Source organism: Variovorax sp. Soil_C_19, assembly GCF_057657255.1.
Genome location: NZ_JBDGIV010000003.1, coordinates 335570 through 360132, shown reverse-complemented (window position 1 = coordinate 360132; position 24563 = coordinate 335570). Strand labels below are relative to the sequence as shown.

General features: G+C 66.9%; 21 protein-coding genes. 16 read left to right on the top strand and 5 right to left on the bottom strand.

Going from position 1 to position 24563, the window contains the following annotated elements; translation table 11 throughout:
• The first annotated feature begins 2 nt into the window (after positions 1-2).
• The 3 genes from pgi (at position 3) to AC3A6R_RS09105 (ending at position 3072) form a co-directional block, all read left to right on the top strand.
• The gene (gene pgi / locus AC3A6R_RS09115) at positions 3-1559 is read left to right on the top strand and encodes a glucose-6-phosphate isomerase (RefSeq protein ID WP_487864302.1); all 1557 of its coding nucleotides are present in this window, start codon (positions 3-5) and stop codon (positions 1557-1559) included.
• Between the two features lie 131 nt (positions 1560-1690).
• Positions 1691-2020, top strand: a complete 330-nt coding sequence (locus tag AC3A6R_RS09110; RefSeq protein ID WP_487862216.1) for a DUF805 domain-containing protein — start codon at positions 1691-1693, stop codon at positions 2018-2020.
• Positions 2021-2097: 77 nt separating this feature from the next.
• Complete coding sequence (locus tag AC3A6R_RS09105; protein WP_487864301.1) at positions 2098-3072, top strand: carbohydrate kinase family protein; 975 nt, start codon at positions 2098-2100, stop codon at positions 3070-3072.
• 67 nt (positions 3073-3139) lie between these two features.
• On the opposite strand, the gene groL is transcribed toward AC3A6R_RS09105, so the two are convergent.
• Together groL and AC3A6R_RS09095 are read right to left on the bottom strand one after the other, a co-directional pair.
• Positions 3140-4792 carry a chaperonin GroEL gene (gene groL / locus AC3A6R_RS09100; protein WP_487862214.1) on the bottom strand — a complete coding sequence of 551 codons (1653 nt, stop codon included), beginning with the start codon at positions 4790-4792 and terminating at the stop codon, positions 3140-3142.
• 83 nt (positions 4793-4875) lie between these two features.
• Positions 4876-5169 (bottom strand): co-chaperone GroES, encoded by a 294-nt coding sequence (locus tag AC3A6R_RS09095; protein ID WP_487862213.1) that lies wholly within the window; start codon positions 5167-5169, stop codon positions 4876-4878.
• A 275-nt stretch (positions 5170-5444) separates the two neighbouring features.
• On the opposite strand from AC3A6R_RS09095, the gene AC3A6R_RS09090 reads away from it, so the two are divergent.
• The 11 genes from AC3A6R_RS09090 (at position 5445) to AC3A6R_RS09040 (ending at position 19628) form a co-directional block, all read left to right on the top strand.
• Positions 5445-6407, top strand: coding sequence for an AraC family transcriptional regulator (locus AC3A6R_RS09090; protein ID WP_487862212.1), 963 nt, complete (start codon positions 5445-5447; stop codon positions 6405-6407).
• A gap of 238 nt (positions 6408-6645) precedes the next feature.
• Positions 6646-7296, top strand: coding sequence for an aldehyde dehydrogenase iron-sulfur subunit PaoA (gene paoA / locus AC3A6R_RS09085; RefSeq protein WP_487862211.1), 651 nt, complete (start codon positions 6646-6648; stop codon positions 7294-7296).
• On the top strand, positions 7293-8243 hold the full coding sequence (locus tag AC3A6R_RS09080) for an FAD binding domain-containing protein (RefSeq protein WP_487862210.1): 951 nt from the start codon (positions 7293-7295) through the stop codon (positions 8241-8243). The genes paoA and AC3A6R_RS09080 overlap by 4 nt, the downstream gene beginning before the upstream one ends.
• 5 nt (positions 8244-8248) lie before the next feature.
• A complete protein-coding gene (gene paoC / locus AC3A6R_RS09075) occupies positions 8249-10459 on the top strand; it encodes an aldehyde oxidoreductase molybdenum-binding subunit PaoC (RefSeq protein WP_487862209.1) in 2211 nt (736 codons plus the stop codon).
• Between the two features lie 205 nt (positions 10460-10664).
• The gene (locus AC3A6R_RS09070; RefSeq protein ID WP_487864300.1) at positions 10665-11720 is read left to right on the top strand and encodes a helix-turn-helix transcriptional regulator; all 1056 of its coding nucleotides are present in this window, start codon (positions 10665-10667) and stop codon (positions 11718-11720) included.
• Positions 11721-12000: 280 nt separating this feature from the next.
• Entirely contained in the window at positions 12001-12762 is a 762-nt protein-coding gene (locus AC3A6R_RS09065; protein ID WP_487864299.1) for a helix-turn-helix transcriptional regulator, read from the top strand.
• Between the two features lie 209 nt (positions 12763-12971).
• Positions 12972-13736, top strand: coding sequence for a winged helix-turn-helix transcriptional regulator (locus AC3A6R_RS09060; RefSeq protein ID WP_487864298.1), 765 nt, complete (start codon positions 12972-12974; stop codon positions 13734-13736).
• Positions 13737-13870: 134 nt separating this feature from the next.
• Positions 13871-15997, top strand: a complete 2127-nt coding sequence (locus AC3A6R_RS09055; RefSeq protein WP_487864382.1) for a TonB-dependent siderophore receptor — start codon at positions 13871-13873, stop codon at positions 15995-15997.
• A gap of 30 nt (positions 15998-16027) precedes the next feature.
• Positions 16028-17233, top strand: coding sequence for a PepSY-associated TM helix domain-containing protein (locus AC3A6R_RS09050; RefSeq protein ID WP_487864297.1), 1206 nt, complete (start codon positions 16028-16030; stop codon positions 17231-17233).
• Positions 17230-17424, top strand: coding sequence for a hypothetical protein (locus AC3A6R_RS09045; protein WP_487864296.1), 195 nt, complete (start codon positions 17230-17232; stop codon positions 17422-17424). Before AC3A6R_RS09050 ends, AC3A6R_RS09045 begins: the two co-directional genes overlap by 4 nt.
• Positions 17425-17486: 62 nt before the next feature.
• Positions 17487-19628 (top strand): TonB-dependent receptor domain-containing protein, encoded by a 2142-nt coding sequence (locus AC3A6R_RS09040; protein WP_487864295.1) that lies wholly within the window; start codon positions 17487-17489, stop codon positions 19626-19628.
• A gap of 31 nt (positions 19629-19659) precedes the next feature.
• Here the strand turns inward: AC3A6R_RS09040 and metK are convergent, their stop codons facing one another.
• Positions 19660-20844, bottom strand: a complete 1185-nt coding sequence (metK, locus tag AC3A6R_RS09035; protein ID WP_487862201.1) for a methionine adenosyltransferase — start codon at positions 20842-20844, stop codon at positions 19660-19662.
• Between the two features lie 219 nt (positions 20845-21063).
• Between metK and AC3A6R_RS09030 the strand changes: the two genes are divergently transcribed.
• Positions 21064-21957 carry a lysophospholipid acyltransferase family protein gene (locus AC3A6R_RS09030; protein WP_487864294.1) on the top strand — a complete coding sequence of 298 codons (894 nt, stop codon included), beginning with the start codon at positions 21064-21066 and terminating at the stop codon, positions 21955-21957.
• Positions 21954-22838 (top strand): LpxL/LpxP family acyltransferase, encoded by an 885-nt coding sequence (locus tag AC3A6R_RS09025; protein ID WP_487862199.1) that lies wholly within the window; start codon positions 21954-21956, stop codon positions 22836-22838. The genes AC3A6R_RS09030 and AC3A6R_RS09025 overlap by 4 nt, the downstream gene beginning before the upstream one ends.
• Here AC3A6R_RS09025 and AC3A6R_RS09020 read toward each other — a convergent pair.
• Both AC3A6R_RS09020 and yihA read right to left on the bottom strand, forming a co-directional pair.
• Positions 22832-23743, bottom strand: coding sequence for an alpha/beta fold hydrolase (locus AC3A6R_RS09020; RefSeq protein WP_487864293.1), 912 nt, complete (start codon positions 23741-23743; stop codon positions 22832-22834). The genes AC3A6R_RS09025 and AC3A6R_RS09020 overlap by 7 nt on opposite strands.
• A gap of 70 nt (positions 23744-23813) precedes the next feature.
• The gene (gene yihA, locus AC3A6R_RS09015) at positions 23814-24557 is read right to left on the bottom strand and encodes a ribosome biogenesis GTP-binding protein YihA/YsxC (protein WP_487864292.1); all 744 of its coding nucleotides are present in this window, start codon (positions 24555-24557) and stop codon (positions 23814-23816) included.
• Positions 24558-24563: the final 6 nt, after the last annotated feature.

Here is a 24563-nt window from a genome sequence, read left to right as displayed (position 1 = left end):
AGATGGCCATGACCTTCCGCTGCGACCGTGCGCCCGCGTGGGCGCAACTCCAGTCCTGCTTCGACACCGCGGGCAAGCAGTTCGATGTGCGCCATGCCTTCGTCGACGACGCCGGGCGCTTCGAGCATTTCAGCCAGCAGGCGCCGCATGTCTTTGCCGACCTGTCGAAGAACCTGATCGACGTGCCCACCGAGGCGCTGCTGCTGCGGCTGGCCGGAGAATGCGGCCTCGAGGCGCACCGCGACGCAATGTTCGCGGGCGAGCACATCAACAGCACCGAAGACCGCGCGGTGCTGCACACGCTACTGCGCGCACCGGTTGGTGCGAACGCGGGAAAGACGGCCGCCGAGCTGCGCGAGGTGCATGCCACGCTCGACGCCATGCTGGCCTATGCCGAGAAGGTGCGCGCGGACCACACCATCACCGACGTGGTCAACATCGGCATTGGCGGCTCCGACCTCGGTCCGCAGATGGCGGTGCTGGCGCTCGCGGAATTCGTGGCGCCCGGCAAGCGGTTCCACTTCGTCTCGAACGTCGACGGCCACGAGCTCGCGGGCGTGCTGCGCGACCTCGCGCCCGAGCACACGCTGTTCCTGATCGCCTCGAAGACCTTCACCACGACCGAGACGATGACGAACGCGCTCTCGGCCAAGCGCTGGTATGCGCAATCGGGCGGCAACGACATTGCCGGCCATTTCGCCGCGCTCACCACCAACGTCGAGGCCGCCAGGCAGTTCGGCATCGAGACCACCTTCGGCTTCTGGGACTGGGTGGGCGGACGCTATTCGCTGTGGTCGGCCATCGGCCTGCCGATCGCGCTCGCCATCGGCGCCGAAGGCTTTCGCCGGCTGCTCGCGGGCGCGCACGCGATGGACGCGCACTTCCGCACCGCGCCGCTCGCGCAGAACCTGCCGGTGCGCCTGGGCCTGCTCGACGTCTGGTACCGCAACTTCCATCGCTTCACGAGCCGCGGCATTGCGCCGTACCACAGCGCGCTGAAGCGCCTGCCGGCCTACCTGCAGCAGCTCGAGATGGAAAGCAACGGCAAGCAGGTCGATGCGACCGGCGCGGCGCTGCCGCCGGGCCTGGGTACCTCGCCCGTGCTCTGGGGCGAGCCGGGCACAAACGGCCAGCATGCCTACTTCCAGATGCTGCACCAGGGCACCGATGTGATCCCGCTCGAATTCGTCGCGGTGCGCGACGCGGCGCACGACCTCGACGGTCACCATCCGAAGCTGCTGGCCAATGCGCTCGCGCAGGCGCAAGCGCTGATGGTCGGCCAGCTCGACGCGGGCGGCCACAAGAACTTTTCGGGCAACCGGCCGAGCACCTTCTTCGTGCTCGAGAAGCTCACGCCCGAATCGCTCGGCGCCTTCCTCGCGATGTACGAGCACCGCGTGTTCACGAGCGGCGCGCTCTGGGGCATCAACAGCTTCGACCAGTGGGGCGTGGAGCTCGGCAAGGTGCTCGCCAAGGACATCGAGCCGCGCCTCGCCTCGGGCGACGTCACGGGCCTCGATGCCTCGACCGCGGGCCTGCTCGAACGGCTGCGGACGTAGACCGTCCGGCCGTCTGCGGCCTTTTGTTTGCGATCTCGCAACCCGCCAAAAGCTGTATTCGCTATTGAATGACGCACCGATATGATCGGCCCCGGGAACTTTCCCGGGGGTCAATCAAGAGGAGTCGTTCAATGGATTTCCAAACAGCCGTCAAGACCTGTTTCGCCAAGTACACCGATTTCAGCGGGCGTGCGTCGCGCTCGGAGTTCTGGTGGTTCATATTGGCCGAGGTGGCCGTGCTCATTGTCGCGAGCCTGATCCACCAGTACGTCTACTTCATTGCGGCATTGGGGTTCCTGCTGCCGGTGCTCGCCGTGGGTGCACGCCGCCTGCATGACATCGGCAAGAGCGGATGGCTCCAGCTGCTGATGATCATTCCGCTCGTCAACCTCGTGCTGATTTATTTCTTCGTGCAGCCGACGCAACCCGAGACCAACGCACACGGCGCGCCGGCGGTCTGAGCACCCACGCACACATCAAAGGGCCGCGCGAGCGGCCTTTTCGTTTTCTGCCTCAACCCGCACGAGAATCCACGCACATGCGCATTGCAGTCACAGGCGAGGCCTTGATCGATTTCACCGCTGGCGAGCCCGGTGCCCTGACCTTCGTAGGCCACGAGGGCGGCTCGCCGCTCAACACGGCCGTGGCCTGTGCGCGCCTGGGCGAGCCGACCGGCTTTCTCACGCAGTTGTCGACCGACCTGTTCGGCGAGCGGCTGGTGGGCTTTCTCGAACGCAACGGCGTGGACACGCGTTTCATCCTGCGCAGCGATGCGCCATCGACACTGGCCTTCGTCGAGCGCATGCCTGAGACCAACCGCTACGCCTTCTACACCCGCGGCAGTGCCGATGCGACCTGGGCGCCCGAGCCGCTGCCACGGCTGCCTGCGGAATGCCGCTTCCTCCACTTCGGTTCGATCGCGCTGCTGCAGGAGCCCGCGGCGACGCGCATCGTGGAACTCGTCACGGCCCACGCCGGGCGTTGCGTGATCGTCTTCGATCCCAACGTGCGGCCGAGCCTGGTTCCCGACATGGCGTTCTACCGCGAGCGTGTCCAAGGCTGGGTCGAGCTGGCCGACATCGTGAAGCTCAGCGACGAGGACGCCGGGCTGCTGGCGCCTGGCCAGCCCATCGATGCACTCGCGGCCCAATGCCTGCAGGCCGGCGCTCGTGCGGTGGTCGTCACTCAGGGCGGGGCCGGTGCCACGCTCTGGCGTACCGGCCATGCGCCGCTTTCCGTGCCGGCACCGCGGGTCGAGGTGGTCGACACCATCGGCGCGGGCGACACCTTCACGGCCGGGCTCTCGGTCGCGCTGCTTGCCGCGGGCGTGGCGCATCCGGCGCAACTCGGCGCGCTGACCGACGGTGCATGGCAAACGGCCATGTGCTTTGCCGCCACGGCTGCGGCGCTCAACTGCGCCCGCGAGGGTGCCGATCCGCCCACCCTCGCGGCCGTCGAGGCGGCGCTCGCGCGGCAGGTAGTCACGGCCGGCACCCTTTTCGAGCGCCCATAAAAAAACCCGCCTTTCGACGGGTTTCCTGTTCGCGGGGTGCTGGCCCCGGGCAGGGGCGCGGGCGAATTTACATGCCCATGCCGCCCATGCCACCCATGCCGCCCATGTCGGGCATGCCGCCGCCGCCAGCGCCCTCGTCCTTGGGTGCGTCGGCGATCATGGCTTCCGTCGTCAGCAGCAGCGAGGACACCGAAGCGGCGTTCTGCAGTGCGGTGCGGGTGACCTTCGTCGGGTCCAGGATGCCCAGCTCGAGCATGTCGCCGTACGTGTCGTTCGCAGCGTTGAAGCCGTAGTTGCCCTTGCCGGCCAACACAGCGTTGACCACCACCGAGGCTTCGCCGCCGGCGTTGTTCACGATTTCGCGCAGCGGCGCTTCGATGGCCTTGAGCACCAGCTTGATGCCGGCTTCCTGGTCGGCGTTGTCGCCCTTGACCTTGTCGCCCACGGCTTGCTTGGCACGCAGCAGAGCCACGCCGCCGCCAGCCACGACGCCTTCTTCCACTGCAGCGCGGGTGGCGTGCAGGGCGTCTTCGACGCGGGCCTTCTTTTCCTTCATTTCGACTTCGGTGGCAGCGCCAACCTTGATCACTGCCACGCCGCCGGCCAGCTTGGCCACGCGCTCTTGCAGCTTCTCGCGGTCGTAGTCGCTCGTGGCTTCTTCGATCTGCACGCGGACTTGCTTCACGCGGGCTTCGATGTCGGCCGCAGCGCCCGAACCGTCGATGATGATGGTGTTTTCCTTGCCCACTTCGATGCGCTTGGCTTGGCCCAGGTCGGCCAGCGTCACCTTCTCGAGCGTCAGGCCCACTTCTTCAGCGATGACCTTGCCGCCCGTCAGGATGGCGATGTCTTCCAGCATGGCCTTGCGGCGGTCGCCGAAGCCAGGTGCCTTGACGGCCACGACCTTCAGGATGCCGCGGATCGTGTTCACGACCAAGGTAGCCAGGGCTTCGCCTTCGACTTCTTCGGCAATGATCAGGAGCGGACGGCCAGCCTTTGCGACTTGTTCCAGCGTAGGGAGCAGGTCGCGGATGTTGCTGATCTTCTTGTCGAACAGCAGCACGAAGGGGTTGTCCAACAGCGCCGATTGCTTCTCGGGGTTGTTGATGAAGTAGGGCGACAGGTAACCGCGGTCGAACTGCATGCCTTCGACGACGTCGAGTTCGCTGTCGAGCGACTTGCCGTCTTCGACGGTGATCACGCCTTCCTTGCCGACCTTGTCCATCGCGTCAGCGATGAGCTTGCCGATGGTTTCGTCGCTGTTGGCCGAGATCGAGCCGACTTGAGCGATTTCCTTCGACGTGGTGGTGGGCTTCGAAGCCTTCTTCAGCTCGGCGACCAGGGCCGTGACAGCCTTGTCGATGCCGCGCTTCAGGTCCATCGGGTTCATGCCGGCAGCCACCAGCTTGAAACCTTCGCGAACGATGGCCTGGGCCAGCACGGTCGCGGTGGTGGTGCCGTCACCGGCGTTGTCGCTGGTCTTGGAGGCCACTTCCTTCACGAGCTGGGCGCCCATGTTCTGGAGCTTGTCCTTGAGCTCGATTTCCTTCGCGACCGACACACCGTCCTTGGTCACGGTGGGGGCGCCGAACGAACGCTCGAGCACCACGTTGCGGCCCTTGGGGCCCAGGGTCACCTTGACGGCGTTGGCGAGGATGTTCACGCCTTCGACCATGCGTGCGCGGGCTTCACCGCCGAAGACTACGTCTTTTGCTGCCATGTTTTATTACTCCAGTAATTAGATCTAATCAGTTGGGGACAGAGCAATCCGCGCTTCGCGTCGGCTTGGTCTGTCCCGCAAAATCACTTTGCTTCGACGACCGCGAAAAGGTCGTCTTCCTTCATCACGAGCAGCTCGTCGCCGTCGACCTTCACGGTCTGGCCGCTGTACTTGCCGAACAGCACGCGGTCGCCGACCTTGACGGTCAGGGCCGAGATTTCGCCCTTGTCATTGCGCTTGCCCGGGCCCACGGCCAGGACTTCACCCTGATCGGGCTTCTCGGCGGCGGCGTCGGGGATGACGATGCCAGAGGCGGTCTTGGTTTCGCTGTCAACACGCTTGACGATCACGCGATCGGCCAAAGGACGAAGTTTCATTGCATCTCCTGAATAAGAAACGGGGTTGTGGTCGGCGCCCGCGGGAAAGCAGGCAGCCATCGACTGGAAGCGAGGCCTGGTTGTTAGCACTCAACAGCAGCGAGTGCTAATCATAAGGGCAATCGGCGGAGTTTCAAGGCCGGGCGGCCCGGCAGGGCACACGCGCTGGTTGCGCAATCCGCTGGATTTCTTGCCCGATCCCCTCGCGGCACCCGCGGTTTTGTGGAAGGCCGGTGCCTCGCAGGTAGAGTCCGCCGCGGAGATTCACGCCGTCCATGGCAACCCGACATCAACACGACACGCCCGCTGCCGAGCACCTGCGGGCCCCCCAGGCCGCGATGGCGCGGATCATTGCCGCCCACACGCCGCGCGCGGGCGATTTCGAGACGCCGATCGCGGGCCTCGGCTTGTTCCGGCGGGACGCCCCGGCAGCGCCCGTCGTCTGCATGATCGAACCCGGCATCGTGCTCGTCGCCCAGGGGACGAAGCAGCTGTGGGTCGGCGGCGCGGCCTATGCGTACGACGCCTCGCGCTTCCTCGTCACCTCGCTCGACGTGCCCGCCAACTCCGAAGTGCTGGCGGCGAGCCCCGAGGCGCCCTGCCTCGGCCTGGTGCTGAAGTTCGACGTGCGCATGCTGGCCGAGCTGATCGCGCAGGGCAGCCTGCCGCCGCAGCGCGACCGTCCGGCCGGGGTGGGCGTGGAGATCGGCACCGCCACCCCTGCGCTCTGGGCGCCCATCGAGCGACTGTTGGCGCTGCTCGATGAGCCCGAGGCCATTCCGGTGCTCGCTCCCTTGATCCAGCGCGAGATCCACTACCGGCTGCTGATGAGCGACCAGGCGGGCAGGCTGCGGCAGATCGCCTCGGTGGACGGGCAGGGCCGCCGCATCGCGCGGGCGATCGATTGGCTCAAGCTGAACTACGCCTCCTCGCTGCGCGTGGACGAGCTCGCGGCCCGCGTGCAGATGAGCGCGCCCACCTTTCACCATCACTTTCGCCAGCTCACCGCGATGAGCCCGCTGCAGTACCAGAAATGGCTGCGGCTGAACGAGGCGAAGCGCCTGATGCTGAGCGAACACGCCGATGCGGCGAGCGCCGCATTCCGGGTCGGCTACGAAAGCCCGTCCCAGTTCAGCCGCGAATACAGCCGGCTGTTCGGCGCCCCGCCCAAACGCGACATCGGCTTGCTGCGCGACAACGCCAAGGGCGGCGACCCCGCCGCGCGCCGGCGCATTTAAGTCTTTACGTCACAGCGCGCCGCGAGCCTCACAGGATCGGGCAAGAAATGGAGCGGAATGCGCTATCGATGGCAGCGCGTCTCGCGAAGAATGGTCGGTCCGGACCCAGGTCGGAAAGCCTTCGGCTGACTCGGAAAGTAGGCGATGAACTGCGCGCCGGCACCGCCGAAACCATTCTCCTGTGCAGCCCTCCACGATGCATGCAGACACCGAACTTCGATCAACAACAGGAGTTGACATGAACAGTCCCACGACCCAGATGATCTCGCGGCGCGACGCGCTCATCGTCGGCGCTGCGACCGCCGCCACCGCGGCGGCGGTCTCGTCCGCGGCACCGGCCGCTGCCGCACCGGCGGCACCCTCTGCTGCGGCCGTACCCCGCATGAAGCTCACGCTCAACGTCAACGGAAACGCGCATGCGCTGGACCTCGACACACGCACCACCTTGCTCGATGCACTGCGCGAGCACCTGCACCTCACCGGCACCAAGAAGGGCTGCGACCACGGCCAATGCGGTGCCTGCACGGTGATCGCCGACGGACGGCGGATCAATTCGTGCCTGACGCTCGCGGTCATGCACGACGGCGGGCAGGTCACGACCATCGAAGGGCTCGGCACGCCGCAGAACATGCATCCGCTGCAGGCCGCGTTCGTCAAGCACGACGGCTACCAGTGCGGCTACTGCACGCCGGGCCAGATCTGCTCGGCGGTGGCGGTGATCGACGAGGTCCGGCGCGGCGTGCCGAGCCATGTGAGCGCAGACCTCACGGCACGGCCGATCCTCTCGGCCGAAGAGCTGCGCGAGCGCATGAGCGGCAACATCTGCCGCTGCGGCGCCTACTCCAACATCGTCGACGCCATCACCGAAGTGGCCGGGAGCCCGACATGAAGCCGTTCAGCTACGAGCGCGTGCAAACGCCGGCACAGGCCGCGGCGGCCGTGGCCGCGAACCCGGGCGCCAAGTTCATCGCCGGCGGCACCAACCTGCTCGACCTGATGAAGCTCCAGATCGAGGCGCCTGCGCACTTGGTGGACGTGAACGGCCTCGCGCTCGACAAGATCGAACCCACGCCCGATGGCGGCCTGCGCATTGGTGCGCTGGTGCGCAACACTGACCTCGCCGCCGACGAGCGCGTGCGGCGCGACCATGGCGTGCTGTCGCGCGCGCTGCTGGCCGGCGCCTCCGGGCAGCTGCGCAACAAGGCGACCACCGCCGGCAACCTGCTGCAGCGCACGCGCTGCCCCTATTTCTACGACACCGACCAGCCCTGCAACAAGCGTCGCCCGGGCAGCGGCTGCAGCGCCATCGGCGGCGTGACGCGGCAGCTCGCGGTGGTGGGCGGCAGCAGGTCCTGCATCGCCACGAACCCGAGCGACATGGCCGTTGCGATGCGCGTGCTGGACGCGGCCGTCGAGACCGTGCGTCCCGACGGGCGCACGCGCGTGATCCCGATCGCCGATTTCCATCGCCTGCCCGGCGACACGCCGCACATCGAGACCGCGCTCGAGCGCGACGAGCTGATCACCGCGGTCACGCTGCCAAAGCCGGTTGGCGGCACGCAGATCTACCGCAAGGTCCGCGACCGCGCCTCGTACGCCTTTGCACTGGTGTCGGTCGCGGCGGTCGTGCAGCGCGACGGATCGGGGCGGGTGGCGCTCGGCGGCGTTGCGCACAAGCCGTGGCGCGTCGAGGCCGCGGAGGCCGCGATGCCGCAGGGTGCGCGGGCCGTAACGGCACGACTTCTCGCCGATGCGCAGCCGACCCACGACAACGCCTTCAAATTGCCGCTGGCCGAGCGCGCGCTGGCTGCGGCCATCGCACAAGCGAGGAGCTGATCGCCATGAAATTCGACACCCCCGCCACCACCAATCCCATCGACCAGCTGAAGGTCATCGGCAAGCCGACCGACCGGATCGATGGACCGCTCAAGACGACCGGCGCTGCGCGCTACGCCTACGAACGCCATGCCGAGGTTCCGGGCGCCGCCTACGGCTGCGTTGTCGGCGCAGGCATTGCCAAGGGCCGCATCGCGTCGATGGACCTGCGCGCGGCGCGCGCTGCGCCGGGCGTGCTGGCCATCGTCACCGCGCGCAACGCGGGCAAGCTCGGCAAGGGCAATTTCAACACCGCCAAGCTGCTCGGCGGGCCCGAGATCGACCACTACCACCAGGCGCTCGCGGTGGTGGTGGCCCACACCTTCGAACAGGCGCGCGCCGCCGCGCAGCTGGTGCGCATCGACTACACCCCAACGCCGGGCCGCTTCGACCTGGCCGCGGAAAAGAACGCGGCGCAGATGCCCGAGCCCAATCCGTTCTCGGGCCAGCCCGAGACCCGGACCGGCGATTTTGCGGGCGCGTTCGCTGCGGCCCCGGTACAGCTCGACGCCACCTACACCACGCCCGACGAGTCGCACGCGATGATGGAGCCGCATGCCTCCATCGCGGAGTGGAAGGGCGACAAGCTGACCCTCTGGACCTCGAACCAGATGATCGCGTGGGGCGTCGGCGACGTCGCCAAGACGCTCGGCATTGCGAAGGAGAACGTGCGGCTGGTGTCGCCCTTCGTCGGTGGCGGCTTCGGCGGCAAGCTGTTCGTGCGCGCCGATGCCGTGCTGGCCGCACTCGGCGCGCGGGCGGCCGGGCGGCCGGTGAAGGTGGCGCTGCAGCGGCCGCTGATGGCGAACAACACCACGCACCGGCCTGCCACGATCCAGCGCATCCGCATCGGCGCTTCGAGAGAAGGCAGGATCACCGCCATTGCCCACGAGGGCTGGTCGGGCGACCTGCCCGGCGGGCAGGCGGAGACCGCCGTCAACCAGACCCGGTTGCTGTACGCCGGGGCCAACCGCCTGACGACCACGCGCCTTGCCGTGCTGGACCTGCCGGAGGGCAACGCCATGCGCGCGCCCGGCGAGGCGCCGGGCATGATGGCGCTTGAGATCGCGATGGACGAGATGGCGGAGAAGCTGGGGCTCGATCCGGTCGAATTTCGCATCCTCAACGACACCCAGGTCGATCCCGAGAAGCCCGAGCGCCCCTTTTCCCAGCGCCGGCTCAACGAATGCCTGCGCACGGGTGCCGAGCGCTTCGGCTGGAACCAGCGGAACGCGGCGCCGGGCCAGCAGCGCGACGGTCGCTGGCTCGTCGGCCTGGGCGTTGCGGCGGCATTCCGCAACAACCTGTTGACGAAGTCGGCCGCGCGCGTGCGCCTGGACGACCGGGGCATCGTCACGGTGGAAACCGACATGACCGACATCGGCACCGGCTCGTACACCATCATTGCGCAAACCGCGGCCGAGACCATGGGCCTGCCGCTCGAGCGCGTGCAGGTGCGGCTTGGCGACTCGGCCTATCCCGAGTCGGCGGGCTCGGGCGGGCAGTGGGGTGCCAACAATTCCACGTCGGGCGTGTTTGCCGCCTGCATGAAGCTGCGCGAGGCCGTGGCGGCCAAGCTGGGCTTCGCAGCGGCCGAAGCGGCGTTCTCGGACGGCATGGTGCGTGTCGGGGGGCGGGCGGTGCCGCTGGCACAGGCGGCCGGCGCGAACGGCCTCGTGGCCGAGGACGGCATCGAGTACGGCGATCTCGACAAGAAGTACCAGCAGTCGACCTTCGGCGCGCACTTCGTCGAAGTCGGCGTCGATGCGATGACCGGCGAGATTCGCGTGCGGCGCATGCTTGCCGTCTGCGCCGCGGGGCGCATCCTGAACCCCAAGTCGGCGCGCAGCCAGGTGATCGGCGCCATGACGATGGGCGTCGGCGGGGCGCTGATGGAAGAGCTCGCGCTCGACAAGCGCCACGGCTTCTTCGTCAACCACGATCTGGCCGGCTACGAGGTGCCGGTGCATGCCGACATTCCGCACCAGGAGGTGATCTTTCTCGACGAGACAGATCCGATCTCATCGCCGATGAAGGCCAAGGGCGTGGGCGAGCTCGGCATGTGCGGGGTCGCAGGCGCCGTGGCGAATGCCGTCTACAACGCCACCGGTGTGCGCGTGCGCAACTATCCGATCACGCTCGACAAATTGCTGGACCGACTGCCGCCGGTGGTGTGAACGAAGCCGAGCGCACGGGTGCGGCTCGGCTTGCTCAAGATTATTATTTATTTCAACTGAGATGAATTTGATTTCAATTGAAATTGAGCTGAAGTTTTTGGTTCAATCGATGTGAAAATATCGAGGCCCGTGCTTGTTATTTATAAGCGGTGTGCGCGAATCTTTATTCAGTAATTGAGTTTGCTGCAATAGAGTCCCGTGCTGCATGCCTCAACGCCCTACTCGAATAAATCGCTTCAGTACGCAAGACCTTCCCGCAGAAAGCAGACTGGCCCATTGGTCGCTGCAGTTCGGCCAAACCCTGGGATACGCCGGGCTCGAAAGTCCCGATGGCCACAATTTCCATCAAACCCTGACACGTGTCGATCTCGGGCTCACGCGGTTTCTCCGCTTGCGGGGCAGCGAAACGGCGTCCCATGCGGAAACCGGCCATTTGCCCGAATCGGAACTTCGGCCCTTTCATCTGCTGATCCGCCTGGGCTACGGCGCCACGACGCTTTTCCAGGAAAGGGAAGTAACCATCGAGCCCGGCGACATGGTCCTGCTCGATGCCCGGCGCGAGTTCCGGCTGCATTCGCGACCGACCACGGACTTTCTCGCCATCGGATTCCCCGACTCGCTGGTCGCGCGGTGGCTGCCCAGCGCCAAGGACGCCGTCGCTTTTCGCCTCGAGGGCCGCGCTGGATGGGCCGGCACGCTGTCGGCCTACCTCCGGGCGCTGGACGCCAGCCTTCTCGAAACCATCGACAGCACCTTCGAAGAAGAACTGGTCGGCGAGCACATGCTGTCGATGCTGTCGTTCGCCTTGACGCAGAGTGGCTTCCCGATGGCGGACGACGACCGCGTGCCCGCGCGCGACCGCGTGCTGCACGCACGCATGTGCGGCTGGATCCGGGACAACTACGGCAATCCGGAGGTCAATGCGACGACGCTTGCGCGGCATTTCAACGTCTCGATCCGCTACGTGCACAAGGTGTTTGCCGGGGCGGGGCAGGGCGTGACCTTTCGCGAGACGCTGAAGCATGAGCGCCTCAAGGCGGCGGTTCGAATGCTGCGTACCGCCACGGTGTCGCACACCCTCGTTGCCCAGGTGGCGGAGCGCTGCGGCTTTTCGGATCCTGCCTACTTCGGCTTGGTCTTTCGTAAGGAATTCGGCTCCTCCCCGGGAACCTTCGCACGTCGCATGGGCCGAACGCCGGAACCGATCAGCTCAAAAATAAGGGAAAACCCTAATAACCACGACGAGGTTTCTAGCGAATAACCTCGTGAATATTCTGCGAGTTGCGGCAGCTGAAAACGCCGTGCACACACCTCTCCCCCCTCAGGACCCAGACACCCGAACCCGAAGCGGGGGCGAACTTGCAGCCTGGGCCGAGGAACTGGAGACCAAGGCCGGGGCATGGCAGGGTGACGCTGCCGAACCAAGCCCCGTCAACCTGAAACTGGTTCTCGTCGATCCCGACGGGCTGGCCTTCATGCGATCGCAAGGTGCCGCCTTGGACATCTATCGGCCGAAGGCGAGCGTCCCGGAAGAAGGTCGGATGTACCCCTTCCATCTGCTGCTGAAGCTCTCGCCAGGCGCCACGTTCGTCGAGCAGAACGGACGTGTGCTCGAACTCCAAACCGGCGACATGACGCTGCTCGACTCGAACGAGGCCATGCACCTGCGGTCTTCCGAAGGGAACGACGCCTGGATCATCGGACTGTCGACCTCGCTGGTCACTCGGTGGCTTCCGAACGCCAAGGATGCAACGGCATTGCGGCTCGACGGACATTCGGGCTGGGCCGGCGTGCTCTCCAACTACATCCAGTCGCTCGACATCCGGCAGGTGCAGCGCCAGGGCGGCAAGTTCCAGCGCGAATTCGTCGCGGAGCATCTCATGTCCATGCTCTCGTTCGCGCTGGCGCAGACCGGGGTGCCGCCCAGCGCAGCGCCCGATGCCGTTCCGCCGCGTGACCGTGCCATGCACGCCCACATCTCCAGCTGGATCCGCGACAACTATGCCGACACCGAGGTCAGCGTGACCAAGGCCGCGGCGCACTTCAACCTGTCGACGCGCTACGTGCACAAGGTGTTTGCAAGCGCCGGGCATGGGGTGACCTTTCGCGAGGCGCTGCAGCACGAGCGTCTCGAAGCCGCAAGGCGCCTGCTGCGGACGACCGCCGCAGGCAACGGCGCGATAGCGCAGGTGGCCTACCGCTGCGGCTTTGCAGACCCGGCCTACTTCGGGCTGGTGTTCCGAAAGAAGTACGGCTGCCCTCCGGGTGCCTACGCGCGGGGCACCGAGGCGCCATCGACGTAAGCCCGCGATTCAAGCCGGGAGCGAGTGCCGGCGGCTCGTAAACAACGAAACGAGCGCTTCGTGCAATGCTGCCTCTGCGTGCGCGGTTTTCATATTCCTACCGCGCATCATTCGTAGTGTCGGAATTTTCTATTTACTAAAGTACACGAAAGGCACAGCCAACCGCCGTGCGGAGCTCGATATCCGCGGCGCGCAAATGAGGAACAACAATGGACAACGACAACAACCGCTACGCGTCCGGGCGCATTGCGATCCTCGGCCAGGAAAACCGCTTGCGCGAAGCCGTGCGGCGGATCGTCCGCAGGCTCGGCTACGAGCCGGTGGTTCTTTGCAGCAGCGCAGCGAGCGCCTCGGGCTCCGACAATCCTGAAGCTTTCAAGATGCTTATCCTGACCGGCGAGAGCGACAGCCTGTCGTCCATGGCGCTGATCCGTGAAACGAAGGGCATGTTCGATAAGCAGACGCCGATGCTCTGCCTGCTTCCCAAGGAGCAGTTCGACGACGTGAGCGCACTGCGCCGGGAGGCCACGGACGAGCTGATCGCAAAGCCTTCGTCGTTTGCCGAACTCTTCAGCGTCGTTCGGCTCTTCGCAAGCAGCTTCCCGGGCAAAATGCCGCCGCTCGAGCGCCGATGGGGCGGCTACCGCTTCCTGATGCAGAGCAATACGGTGGAGTTCGGCGGTCGGCGGGTGCAACTGCGCCCTGACGAGTTCGATCTGGCCATCGAACTCTTTGGCCACGAAGGCTCCACGGTCGCACGGGACGCCCTCTGGGACGCAGTGTGGGCCAAGCCGTGGGACGGGAAGTCGCGCATGCTCGACACCTGCGTCTCGGTGCTCCGTCGGGCATTGAAGCTGCCTTCGAACGGCTGGGAGCTGCGGGCTGTCTGGGGTGCGGGTTATCGCCTCGACGGTTCGTCGGGGCGCGAGGGGGCCGCCATTCCTTACTGGACGCCTTCGTCGATGCGCGCCTGACCCGGCGACGCCCGGGTGCCGGCGCTTCCGCCTGCCGCGGATGTCGCTCCGATCCAAGACAAGAACTGGAAACGATTGATTCTTAACTATTAGAATGCGAATCGTTCTTAGTGAGTTTTGGAGTGGAGCAGGAAATGACGAGGTTCATCGCGCGGCACAAGGTCGCATCCGTTCTGGCGGGTTGCCTGGCAATCTATGTGCAGCAGCATGCGGTGGCACAGCCCGCCGCGCCGGCCACTGGCTCGCTGCCGGAGGTACGCGTCGACGCGAGCACCGAAGCCGAGACAGCGACTTCGCCCGTCGTCGGCTACCGCGCGAGGAACGCCGCAACGGCCACCAAGACGGACACCCCGCTGGCCGAAACACCCCAATCGGTGACGGTGGTCACGCGCGACCAGATCGTGGATCAGGGCGCCACGAACCTGCAGGATGCGCTCACTTACGCGGCGGGTGTGCGCTCCGATGCGTACGGCCTCGACTCGCGTGCCGACAGTTTCCAGGTGCGCGGCAGCGAGCCCACGATTTACCTCGACGGATTGCAGATGTACTCGGCCGGCTGGTACACCGCGACGGCGCGGCCCGACCCGTACACGCTGGAGCGCCTGGAAGTGCTGCGCGGTCCGGCGGGCATGCTTTTCGGCGCGGGCAACGCCGGCGGCGTGGTCAACATGGTCAGCAAGCGCCCACAGCGGGAGACCTACCGCGAAGTGGGCGTGCAGGTGGGTTCGTTTGGCCGCAAGCAGGTCCAGGCCGACCTCACTGGCGCGCTGACCGCGGATGGCGACTGGACTTATCGCCTGGTGGCGCTGCACCGAAAATCCGATACGCAGGTCGACCATGTGCCTGACGACCGCTCGCTTCTCATGCCCTCACTCACATGGCGGCCCACGGCTGCCACCTCGCTGACGCTGCAAGGGCTTTGGCAAAAGGACAAGACCGGCAGTACGTCGCAGTTCTTCCCCTGGCAAGGCACGCAGCTGCCTAACCGCAATGGTCCGTTGCCGCTCAGCCGCTTCATCGGAGAGCCCGGTGACGGATACGACACCGAGCGCAAGACCCTGGGTTGGTTGTTCGAGCACCGGTTCAACGACCAGTGGGCGTTCCGGCAGAACTTCCGTGTGTCTCGCACCTTCAACGACTCGCACTACCACTATGCCGATTCGTTCTCGCTGCCGGGTGGCTGGGCAAAGGACCCGTTCGGCCAGCGAATCCTCGGCCGCTACAACGACAAGTCGCTCGCCTGGACGCGCATGGCGGGCATCGACAACCATGTCGAAGGCCATTTCGACACCGGCGCCCTGCGCCACACGCTGCTGGTGGGCGCCGAGTATTCGCGCCAGCGCCAGGACAAGCGCGAGGGCTCAGCGTTCAGCACCATCGATGCCTACGCGCCCATCTATGGCATCGGCCACGTTCCCGTGACGGAACTGACCGACCGGCCTCGCACGACGCAGCGCAACGCTGGTGTGTATGTGCAGGACCAGATGAAGCTGGACAACTGGATCTTCGTGGCTGGCCTGCGCTACGACCGCAGCACCGCCGGATCGGCGGGCAGTGCTTCGGAGACGACGAGCGCCACGTCGCGCCGTTTGGGCGTCATGTACAACCTGCCTTCTGGCTGGTCGCCCTACCTGAGCTACACCGAATCGTTCACGCCCCAGGCGGGCACCGACGCAAATGGCAATCTGTTCAAGCCGCTGCGTGGCGAGCAGGTGGAAGCGGGCATCAAGTACCAGCCCCTGGGGTCGTCCACGAATTTCACTGCGTCGGTCTTCTCGCTCAAGGAAAAGAACCGCACCGTTTTCGACAGCGCCGACATCAACTACGGCCGCCAGGTCGATTCGAGCAAGAACAAGGGCGTCGAGCTCGAACTGAAGACCACCCTCGGCCGCGATCTCGACGTCATCGCCAACTACACGTACATCGACGTCGACAAGAAACTCACCGACGCGCCCCGCACCCAGTTGTCGGTCTGGGGCAAGTACCGCTTCTCCGTGGGCGGCGTGCCGGGCTTCTCGGCGGGTGCCGGCGTGCGCTACATGGGGAGTTTCCGCGACGTCGAAGGTACCAGCGTGGGGCCCAACATGCCCGCCGTGACCCTGCTGGACTTGATGCTGGCCTACGAGTCGGACAAGTGGCGCTATGCCCTGAACATCAACAATGCGACCGACAAGACGTACTCCAGCACCTGCCTTGCGCGCGGCGATTGCTGGTACGGCGCCCGCCGCAGCGTTGTGGCAAGTGCGACCTATCGCTTTTAATATTCCACTTTCGACCGGAGCCGCCGCGACATGAACAGCCGCAAGATCAAGACCTGGGCCTGGGTGCACAAGTGGAGCAGCCTGGTATGCACCGTGTTCATGCTGCTGCTGTGCATCACGGGGCTTCCGCTGATCTTTCACCATGAGATCGGGCATCTGCTGGGCACCGAGGTCGAGTCGCCCGCCATGCCGGCGGACACGCCGCGCGCAAGCCTGGACCGCGTGCTCGAGGTTGCGCGTGCGAAGCATCCCGACCGCGTGGTGCAGTTCGCGTCGCAGCCCGAGGACGACAAAGGCCTGTGGTTCGTCACGCTGACGCCCACGCCCGATCCCACCGACGACTTCAAGTCGGTGGCGGTCGATGCGCGCACCGCCGCCGTGCTGGCAGAGCCCAAGTTCGGCGAGGGCTTCATGTACGTGATGCTCAAGCTGCACGTCGACCTGTTCGCCGGGTTGGCGGGCAAGCTGTTCCTGGGCTTCATGGGCCTGCTGCTGCTGGTGGCCGTGGTCTCGGGCGTGGTGCTCTATGCGCCGTTCATGCGCAAGCTCGAATTTGGCACCGTGCGTCGCGAGAAGCGCCCCCGCCTGAAGTGGCTCGACCTGCACAACCTGCTGGGCATCGTCACCTTGGTGTGGGTGTTCGTGGTGGGCGCCACGGGCATGATCAACACCTGGGCGGACCTGCTCATCAAGTACTGGCAGTACGACCAGCTGAGCGCGTTGCTGGCGCCGTACAAGGGCGAACCGACGGTGGCCGTGGCCGAGCGGGCCTCGGTCCAGCGATCGATGGAAGCCGCCGTCCAGCAGGCGCCCGGCATGGAGCTGTCGTTCATCGCCTTCCCGGGCACCGCGTTCTCGAGCCCGCACCACACGACCTTCTTCATGCGGGGCAACGAGCCCTTCACCTCGAAGCTGCTGAAGCCGGTGCTGGTCGACGCCAAGACCGCGCAGGTCACGGCCGTGCCCGAGCTGCCGTGGTACCTGACCGCGCTCCTGGTGTCGCAGCCGCTGCACTTCGGCGACTACGGCGGCATGCCGATGCAGATCCTCTGGGCGCTGCTCGACATCGCGACCATCATCGTGCTGGGCAGCGGGCTCTATCTCTGGCTCAAGCGCGGCAACACGGTGCCCACGCCGGCTGGGCCTGCCGCGGCGGCCGGCGCCGCCGGGCGAACGCCGGCGCAGGGCGGCGGAAAGCCAGGCGAACCGGCGCCGGCGATGAAGGTGCAGGCATGAAGCCGCAGCGCCATTCGCAGTCGTTCGGACGCATGTGGGGCTGGCCGATTGCACTTGGCCTATTGACCGGGGTGGGCCTCATCTCCGCGCTGTTCAGCGACGGTGGGGCAGGCGATGTGGTCGCCTGGTTCGCTCTGGGCGTCCCCGTGGCAGTGTGCGCCTGGTTCGGCTGGCGCAAAGGCAAAAGTTGATCCCGACCCGACCGGGTGGTTGCCGGTAGGCCGGGCGGCGCGCGCCGAAGCAGAATCGGCGCATGAACTCCGCCTTTTCCGCCAGTGTCGCCACAACGCGGGTCTTGCTATTCGGCATCCCCCTGATCGCGCAGGCGCAGATGGCAGCGCCGCCGCAGGCCGACCGCGGCCAGTTGCCCGAGGTCACCGTGTCGACGCCGCGCGGCGAGGTCGCGCCCTTCAGCGTGCCGGGCTCGGTCGACCGGATCGACGGCGCCGATATGCGCGACAGCCGCCTGCAGGTCAATCTCTCCGAGAGCCTCGGGAGCGTGCCGGGTCTGCAGGTGCAGAACCGCATGAATTACGCGCAGGACCTGCAGCTCTCGATCCGCGGCTTCGGCGCGCGCTCGACCTTCGGCGTGCGCGGTGTGCGGCTCTATGTCGACGGCATTCCGGCGACGCTGCCCGACGGGCAGGGGCAGACCTCCAACATCGACATCGGCTCGATCGATCGCATCGAGATCCTGCGCGGACCCTTTTCGGCGCTGTACGGCAATTCGTCGGGCGGCGTGCTGCAGGCCTTCACCGCATCGGGCGAAGGCGCGCCGAGGCTTGCCTATTCGGCGGCGGGCGGGAGCTTCGGTACCTGGCGCCAGTCGCTGCAGGCCAGCGGATCTCAAGGCGCGGTCGACTACCTGCTGAACGCGAGCCGGTTCCGCACCGAGGGCTGGCGCGCGCACAGCGCGGCCCGGCGCGACCTGGTGAACGGCAAGCTCGGCGTCACGCTCGACAACGGCGACCGCCTGACGCTGGTGGTCAACAGCGTGCGCATCGATGCGCAGGACCCCCTGGGCCTGACGGCGAGCCAGTACGCGCTCGCGCCGCGCGGCGCGCCACTCGCCATGCAGTACGACACGCGCAAGACGGTCGAGCAGACCCAGCTCGGCCTGTTGTACGAACGCCGTATCGATGCGACGCAGGGATTGCGGCTGATGGTCTACGGCGGCGAGCGCAAGACCGTGCAGTACCAGTCGATCCCGCCCTCCGCGCAGCAGAACCCGCTGCATGCCGGCGGCGTCATCGACCTTTCGCGGCAGTACAGCGGCATCGACCTGCGCTGGAGCGCCGCCGGGACGGTGGCCGGACGGCCGTTCGATCTCGTGGCAGGCCTGGGTTACGACAGCCTGCGCGAATTGCGGCGCGGCCACGAGAACTACCTGGGGCCCGCCTCGTCGGCACTGCTCGGCGTGCGGGGCCGGCTGCGGCGCAACGAGCGCAACGAGGTCTGGAACCTCGACCCGTATGCGCAGGCGACGTGGCAGCTGGCCGAACGATGGACGCTCGAAGCCGGCGTGCGCCGCAGCAGCGTGCACTTCGATTCGCGCGACCGCTACATCCTCGGGCCCAACCGCGACGACAGTGGCAGTGCACGCCATGCCAAGACACTGCCGGCGGCCTCGTTGCGCTTCGAGGCCACGCCCGACCTTGCGCTGTACGGATCGATCGGGCGGGGCTTCGAGACGCCGACGCTGAACGAACTCTCGTACCGCGCCGGCGGCGCCAGCGGGCTCAACTTCGCATTGCGTCCGGCCGTCAACGACAGCGTCGAGCTTGGCGCCAAGGCCCGGCTGGGCGGCGGCCTGCTGACCGCAGCGCTGTTCCAGACGCGCACGCGCGACGAGATCGTGACCGACACCAACAGCGGCGGGCGTGCCACCTTCCAGAATGCGGGCCGCACGCGCCGCGACGGTTTCGAGCTCGCCTGGCAGCACGAGACGGCCAACCACTGGCGCACGCAGCTGGCCTACACCTGGCTCGATGCGCGCTACCGCGATACCTTCTGCTCGCCGTCGCCATGCACCGCATCCAGCCAGGTCGCGGCCGGCAACCGCATTCCCGGGATTGCGCAGCAATCGCTCTACGCGTCACTCGGCTGGGTGCCGCCCGAAGGCTGGCGTGCGGGCATCGAGATGCGCGCGCTCGGGCGCATCCTGGCCAACGACGCCAACAGCGCGAGCGCACCGGGCTATGCGGTGGCGGCGCTGTACGCCGGCTATCTCCGGAAATGGGAGCGCTGGGAGTTCAACGCCTTCGCGCGCGTCGACAACCTGTTCGACCGGCGCTACGTGGGCTCGGTCATCGTCAACGAAGGCAATGCGCGCTATTTCGAGCCCGCGCCGGGGCGCAACTGGACGGTGGGCCTGAGCGGCGCGTACCGCTTCTGACCGGGCCCACCATCGCGTCGTTGCGCCTCGTTTACTTCAGGCCGGCCGCCGCGCGCAGCGCCGCAGCTTGGGTGGTCGCTTCCCAGGTGAACTCGGGCTCTTCGCGGCCGAAGTGGCCATAGGCGGCGGTCTTCTGGTAGATCGGGCGCAGCAGGTCGAGCATCTGGATGATGCCCTTCGGACGCAGGTCGAAGAACTCGCGCACGAGCTCGGCGATCTTGTCGTCGGGGATCACACCGGTGCCTTCGGTGTAGACCGTGATGTTCATCGGCTGCGCCACGCCGATCGCATAGGCCACCTGGATCTGGCACTGGCGCGCCAGGCCGGCGGCCACCACGTTCTTGGCCACGTAGCGCGCGGCATAGGCGGCCGAGCGGTCGACCTTCGACGGGTCCTTGCCCGAGAACGCGCCACCGCCGTGCGGGCAGGCGCCGCCATAGGTGTCGACGATGATCTTGCGGCCCGTGAGGCCGCAGTCGCCCTGGGGGCCACCGATGACGAAGCGCCCGGTCGGGTTGATCAGGTAGCGCGTGTTCTGCAGCCACTCCTTGGGCAGCACCGGCTTGATGATCTCCTCGATGATGGCTTCGTTGAACGAAGCCTTCATCTTGGTGGGCGTTTCGCTTTGGTCGGGGCTGTGCTGGGTGGAGAGCACGACGGTGTCGATGCTGTGCGGCTTGCCGTCGACGTAGCGCATCGTGACCTGGCTCTTGGCATCGGGGCGCAGGAAGGGCAGGCGGCCATCCTTGCGCAGCTGGGCCTGGCGCTCGACGAGGCGGTGCGCGTAGTAGATGGGCGCGGGCATCAGCTCGGGCGTCTCGTCGCAGGCGTAGCCGAACATCAGGCCCTGGTCGCCGGCGCCGGTGTTGAGGTGGTCGTCGCTCGCGTGGTCCACGCCCTGGGCGATGTCGTTGGACTGCTTGTCGTAGCAGACCATCACGGCGCAGCCCTTGTAGTCGATGCCGTAGTCGGTGTTGTCGTAGCCGATGCGCTTGATGGTGTCGCGCGCCACCTGGATGTAGTCGACGTGCGCGTTGGTGGTGATCTCGCCGGCGAGCACCACGAGACCGGTGTTGGTCAGGGTCTCGGCGGCCACGCGGCTGCGGGGATCCTGCTCAAAGATCGCGTCGAGGATGGCGTCCGAGATCTGGTCGGCGACCTTGTCGGGATGGCCTTCGGAGACCGATTCGGAAGTGAAGAGAAAGTCGTTCGCCATTTGTACAAAACTCCTAGAAGTGACTTGGCGCGTTGCCAACTCTGCGGAGCCCTGGCGAACGCTTTAGCAGATGCCGGTGATCGGCGGGGCACAATCGCTTCGCGCTTGTGTTTGTCGCCCTGCAAGTTGTTCCGTAACTCGGCGACAATTTCGATTGTATTCGAGCCGCGCAATAACATGCGCGCGCGTCCCGCTTTTGACACCCGTTCCCGCCCGTTGATGATCACCCTGTTTCGCCTGCTTGCCCGCGTGCCGATGCCGCTGATGCATGGCCTCGGCAGCTTGCTGGGCTGGCTGGTCTGGTTCTGTGCGCCCGGCTACCGGCGCCGTTTCAAGGCCAACGCCGAGAGCGCGGGCATCTCTCCCGCGCAATACCGGCCGGCGATCGCGGCGGCCGGCCACATGGTGTCGGAACTGCCCTGGCTGTGGCTGCGGCCGCAGGGCGAGACCGTGCTGTCGCGCGTGGCGCGATGGGAAGGCGTCGAGGCCTTCGAGGCGGCCATGCGCGCGAAGAAGGGCGTGATCCTGGTGGCGCCGCACCTCGGCAGCTGGGAGATGTGCGGCCAGGCCATCGGCGAGCGCTTTCTTTCCACCTTCGGGCCGATCACGGCGCTGTTCCGTCCGGCGCGCAAGAAGTGGATGGCCGAACTGATCGCCGCCGGCTCGCGCGACCGCCCCGGACTGCAGACGCTGCCGACCAACAACACGGGCGTGCGTGGCCTGATCCGCACGCTGCGCAGCGGCGGCTACACCGGCATCCTGCCCGACCAGGTGCCGCCGGCAGGGCAGGGCGTGTGGGCGCCGTTCCTGGGGCGGCCGGCCTACACCATGACCTTGCTGCCGCGCCTCGCGCAGCAGACTGGCGCGGCCTGCTTCCTGAGCGTGTGCGAGCGGCTGCCGCGCGGTGCGGGCTACGTGATCCGGTTCGAGCCGATCGTCGGCACCGCGCTCACCGATCCGAAGGCGTCCATCGAAGAGGCCGCCACCGCCATGAACGATGCCATCGGTAGGCTGATCCGCAGCCTGCCGGGCCAATATGTGTGGGACTATGCGCGCTACAAGGAACCGCGGGCCGAGCGTGTGGCGGCCGCGGCCGCGGGGGAGGCGCCATGAGCCTTGGTTCGCGACTCGGCATCGGTTTCATGCGCGCGATCGCGCCCTTGCCCCTGCCGCTCGTGCGCGGTGTCGGCGCTGTGCTCGGGCGCGTGCTGCACACGCTCGCCGTGCCGCGCCGGCGCGTGGTCGACCGCAATCTGGCGGTCTGCTTTCCGCACAAGTCCGAGGCCGAGCGCCGTGCCATCGCGCGCCAGACCTTCGTGTACGTGGCGCAGTCCTGGCTCGACCGCAGCTGGCTCTGGCATGCGCCCGAGCGCGTGGTGGCAAGCCGCCTCAAGGTGGTGGGCTCGGTGCCCGAGATCCGCGAGATCGCCGACGGCGAGGCGCCAATGATCCTGTTCGCGCCGCACTTCTACGGCCTCGATGCCGCAGCCACCGCGCTGACCAGGCACACCGAGCGACCCTCGGCCACCATCTACACGACCCAGCGCGATCCGATGGTCGACGAATGGATTCGCCAGGGTCGCACGCGCTTCGGCAACGTGGCCGCGCTCAACCGCGTCGACGGCATCAAGCCCGTGCTCGCGGGGCTGCGCAAGGGCGGCTTGCTCTACCTGTTGCCCGACATGGATTTCGGCCGCGACCAGACGATCTTCGTGCCGTTCTACGGCGTGCAGGCCGCCACCGTGCCGTCGCTGTCGCGCTTTGCGCGGCTGGGCAAGGCGAAGGTGGTGCCGATCGTCTCGAAGCTCACGCGCGAGGGCTACGAGGTCGAGGTGCTGCCGGCCTGGCAGAACTTTCCGACCGACGACGTGGCCGCCGACACGACGCTGATGAACCTGCGGCTGCAGGGCTACATCGATGCGATGCCCGCGCAGTACTACTGGGTACACCGGCGCTTCAAGACCCGGCCCGACGGAGAAGCGCCGATCTACTGAGGGCGCACGAACGCCTCGATCTCGCCGGCGACCAGCCCGGGTTGCTCGTGCACGATCCAGTGGGTGGCGCCGGGCACCTTCTTCACGACGAGGTTGGGCACGTAGTCGTCGAGGCCCTCGAGCAGTCCCGGCAGCAGCGCCACGTCGTCGAGTGCCCAGAGCACCAGTGTCGGCACGTTCACCGTGAGGCGCTCGCGCGGTGGCACCGGGATGCTGTCGGCGCTCTGGCCCGGCGGAGGCGGCTTCAGCGGCGTCACGCGGTAGAGGTTGCAGCCGCCCGTCAGGCCTGCGTTCCAGACCTCGCGGTACTGCTGCTTCACTTCGTCGGTCAGCCAGCCGTGGCCATCGGGGCCCGCTTTCATCATCGTGAAAAAAGGCCACATGCGCCGGTAGTCGTCTTCGGCGAGCAGCGTCTCGGCGTCGGGCCGCGCGAGGAAGTTCATGTAGGCGCTGGCTTGCTGCTGCGCCGGGTTGTCGCGCAGTTCGCGCGCGAAGGTGCCCGGGTGCGGCGAATTGACGATGACCAGCCGCTCGACCTGCCCAGGGAACGCGTTGGCGTAGCCCCAGCCGAAGGCGCCGCCCCAGTCGTGGGCCACCAATGCGGCCAGCGTGCCGGCCGGGTTTTCGGTGGCGACGAGCTGCTGGATGTCCTGGATCAGCAGATGGGCCTTGTACTGGGCCACGTCGGCAGGAGCGCTCGATCGTTCGAAGCCGCGCAGGTTCGGCGCGACGCAGCGATAGCCGCCGTGCGCCGGGTCGGCGAAATGCGCGAGCAGTTCGTCCCAGATGAACGCGGCCTCGGGGAAGCCGTGCAGGAACATCATCAACGGCCGCCCCGGCGTGCCGGCCGCGCGGCAGCTCAGGGTGGTGCCGTTCGGCAGTTGGCGCTGGAAGGTCTCGATCATGGTGGCCTGGCCTCTCTTTGCTATGGTTTCGATAGCTGCACGCCGGGAGAGCCGGGCCGCGGCGGATTCGCTACGGGCCGTCGGTGGCCTCGGGCGGCGGCGTTGCCTGCGTCGTCTCTTCGGTCGGATGCGCCCAGCGCCACAGCAGCTCGGCGGCTTCGCCGACGCCCTGTTTCTTGAGCGCGGAGAACAGTTTGACCTCGCCGCCGCCGGCCTGCAGTCGCGTGATGGACAGCACCTTGGCGCCCTCGCTGCGCGTGAGCTTGTCGGCCTTGGTCAGCAGCACGAGGAACTTGAGCCCCTGCTGCACGCGCGGGCGGATCACGTCCAGCAGGATCTCGTCGAGCTCGGTGAGGCCCTGGCGCGGGTCGCACATCAGCACCACGCCGCGCAGGTTCTCGCGCGTGATCAGGTAGTTGCCCATGACCCGCTGCCAGCGCAGCTTGGCCTCCTTGGGCACCGCGGCATAGCCGTAGCCCGGCAGGTCGGCCAGCACGGCGTCGTCCGCCTTCTGCTTGCCGACGCCGAACAGGTTGATGTGCTGGGTGCGGCCCGGCGTCTTGGAGGCAAAAGCCAGCCGCGTCTGCTGCGTGAGCGTGTTGATGGCAGTCGACTTGCCTGCATTCGAGCGGCCGACGAAGGCGATCTCGGGCAGCTCGATCGGCGGCAGATGCTCGAGCTGCGGCGCGCTGGTCAGGAAGTGGGCGGTGTGCAGCCAGCCGAGCGCAATGCGCTCGCGCTCGGCGACGACAGGGTCCACGGCCGGGGTCGCGCGGGAAGGGGGGGCGGCGTGCTTGCGCGACGGGCTGGTCATCAATAG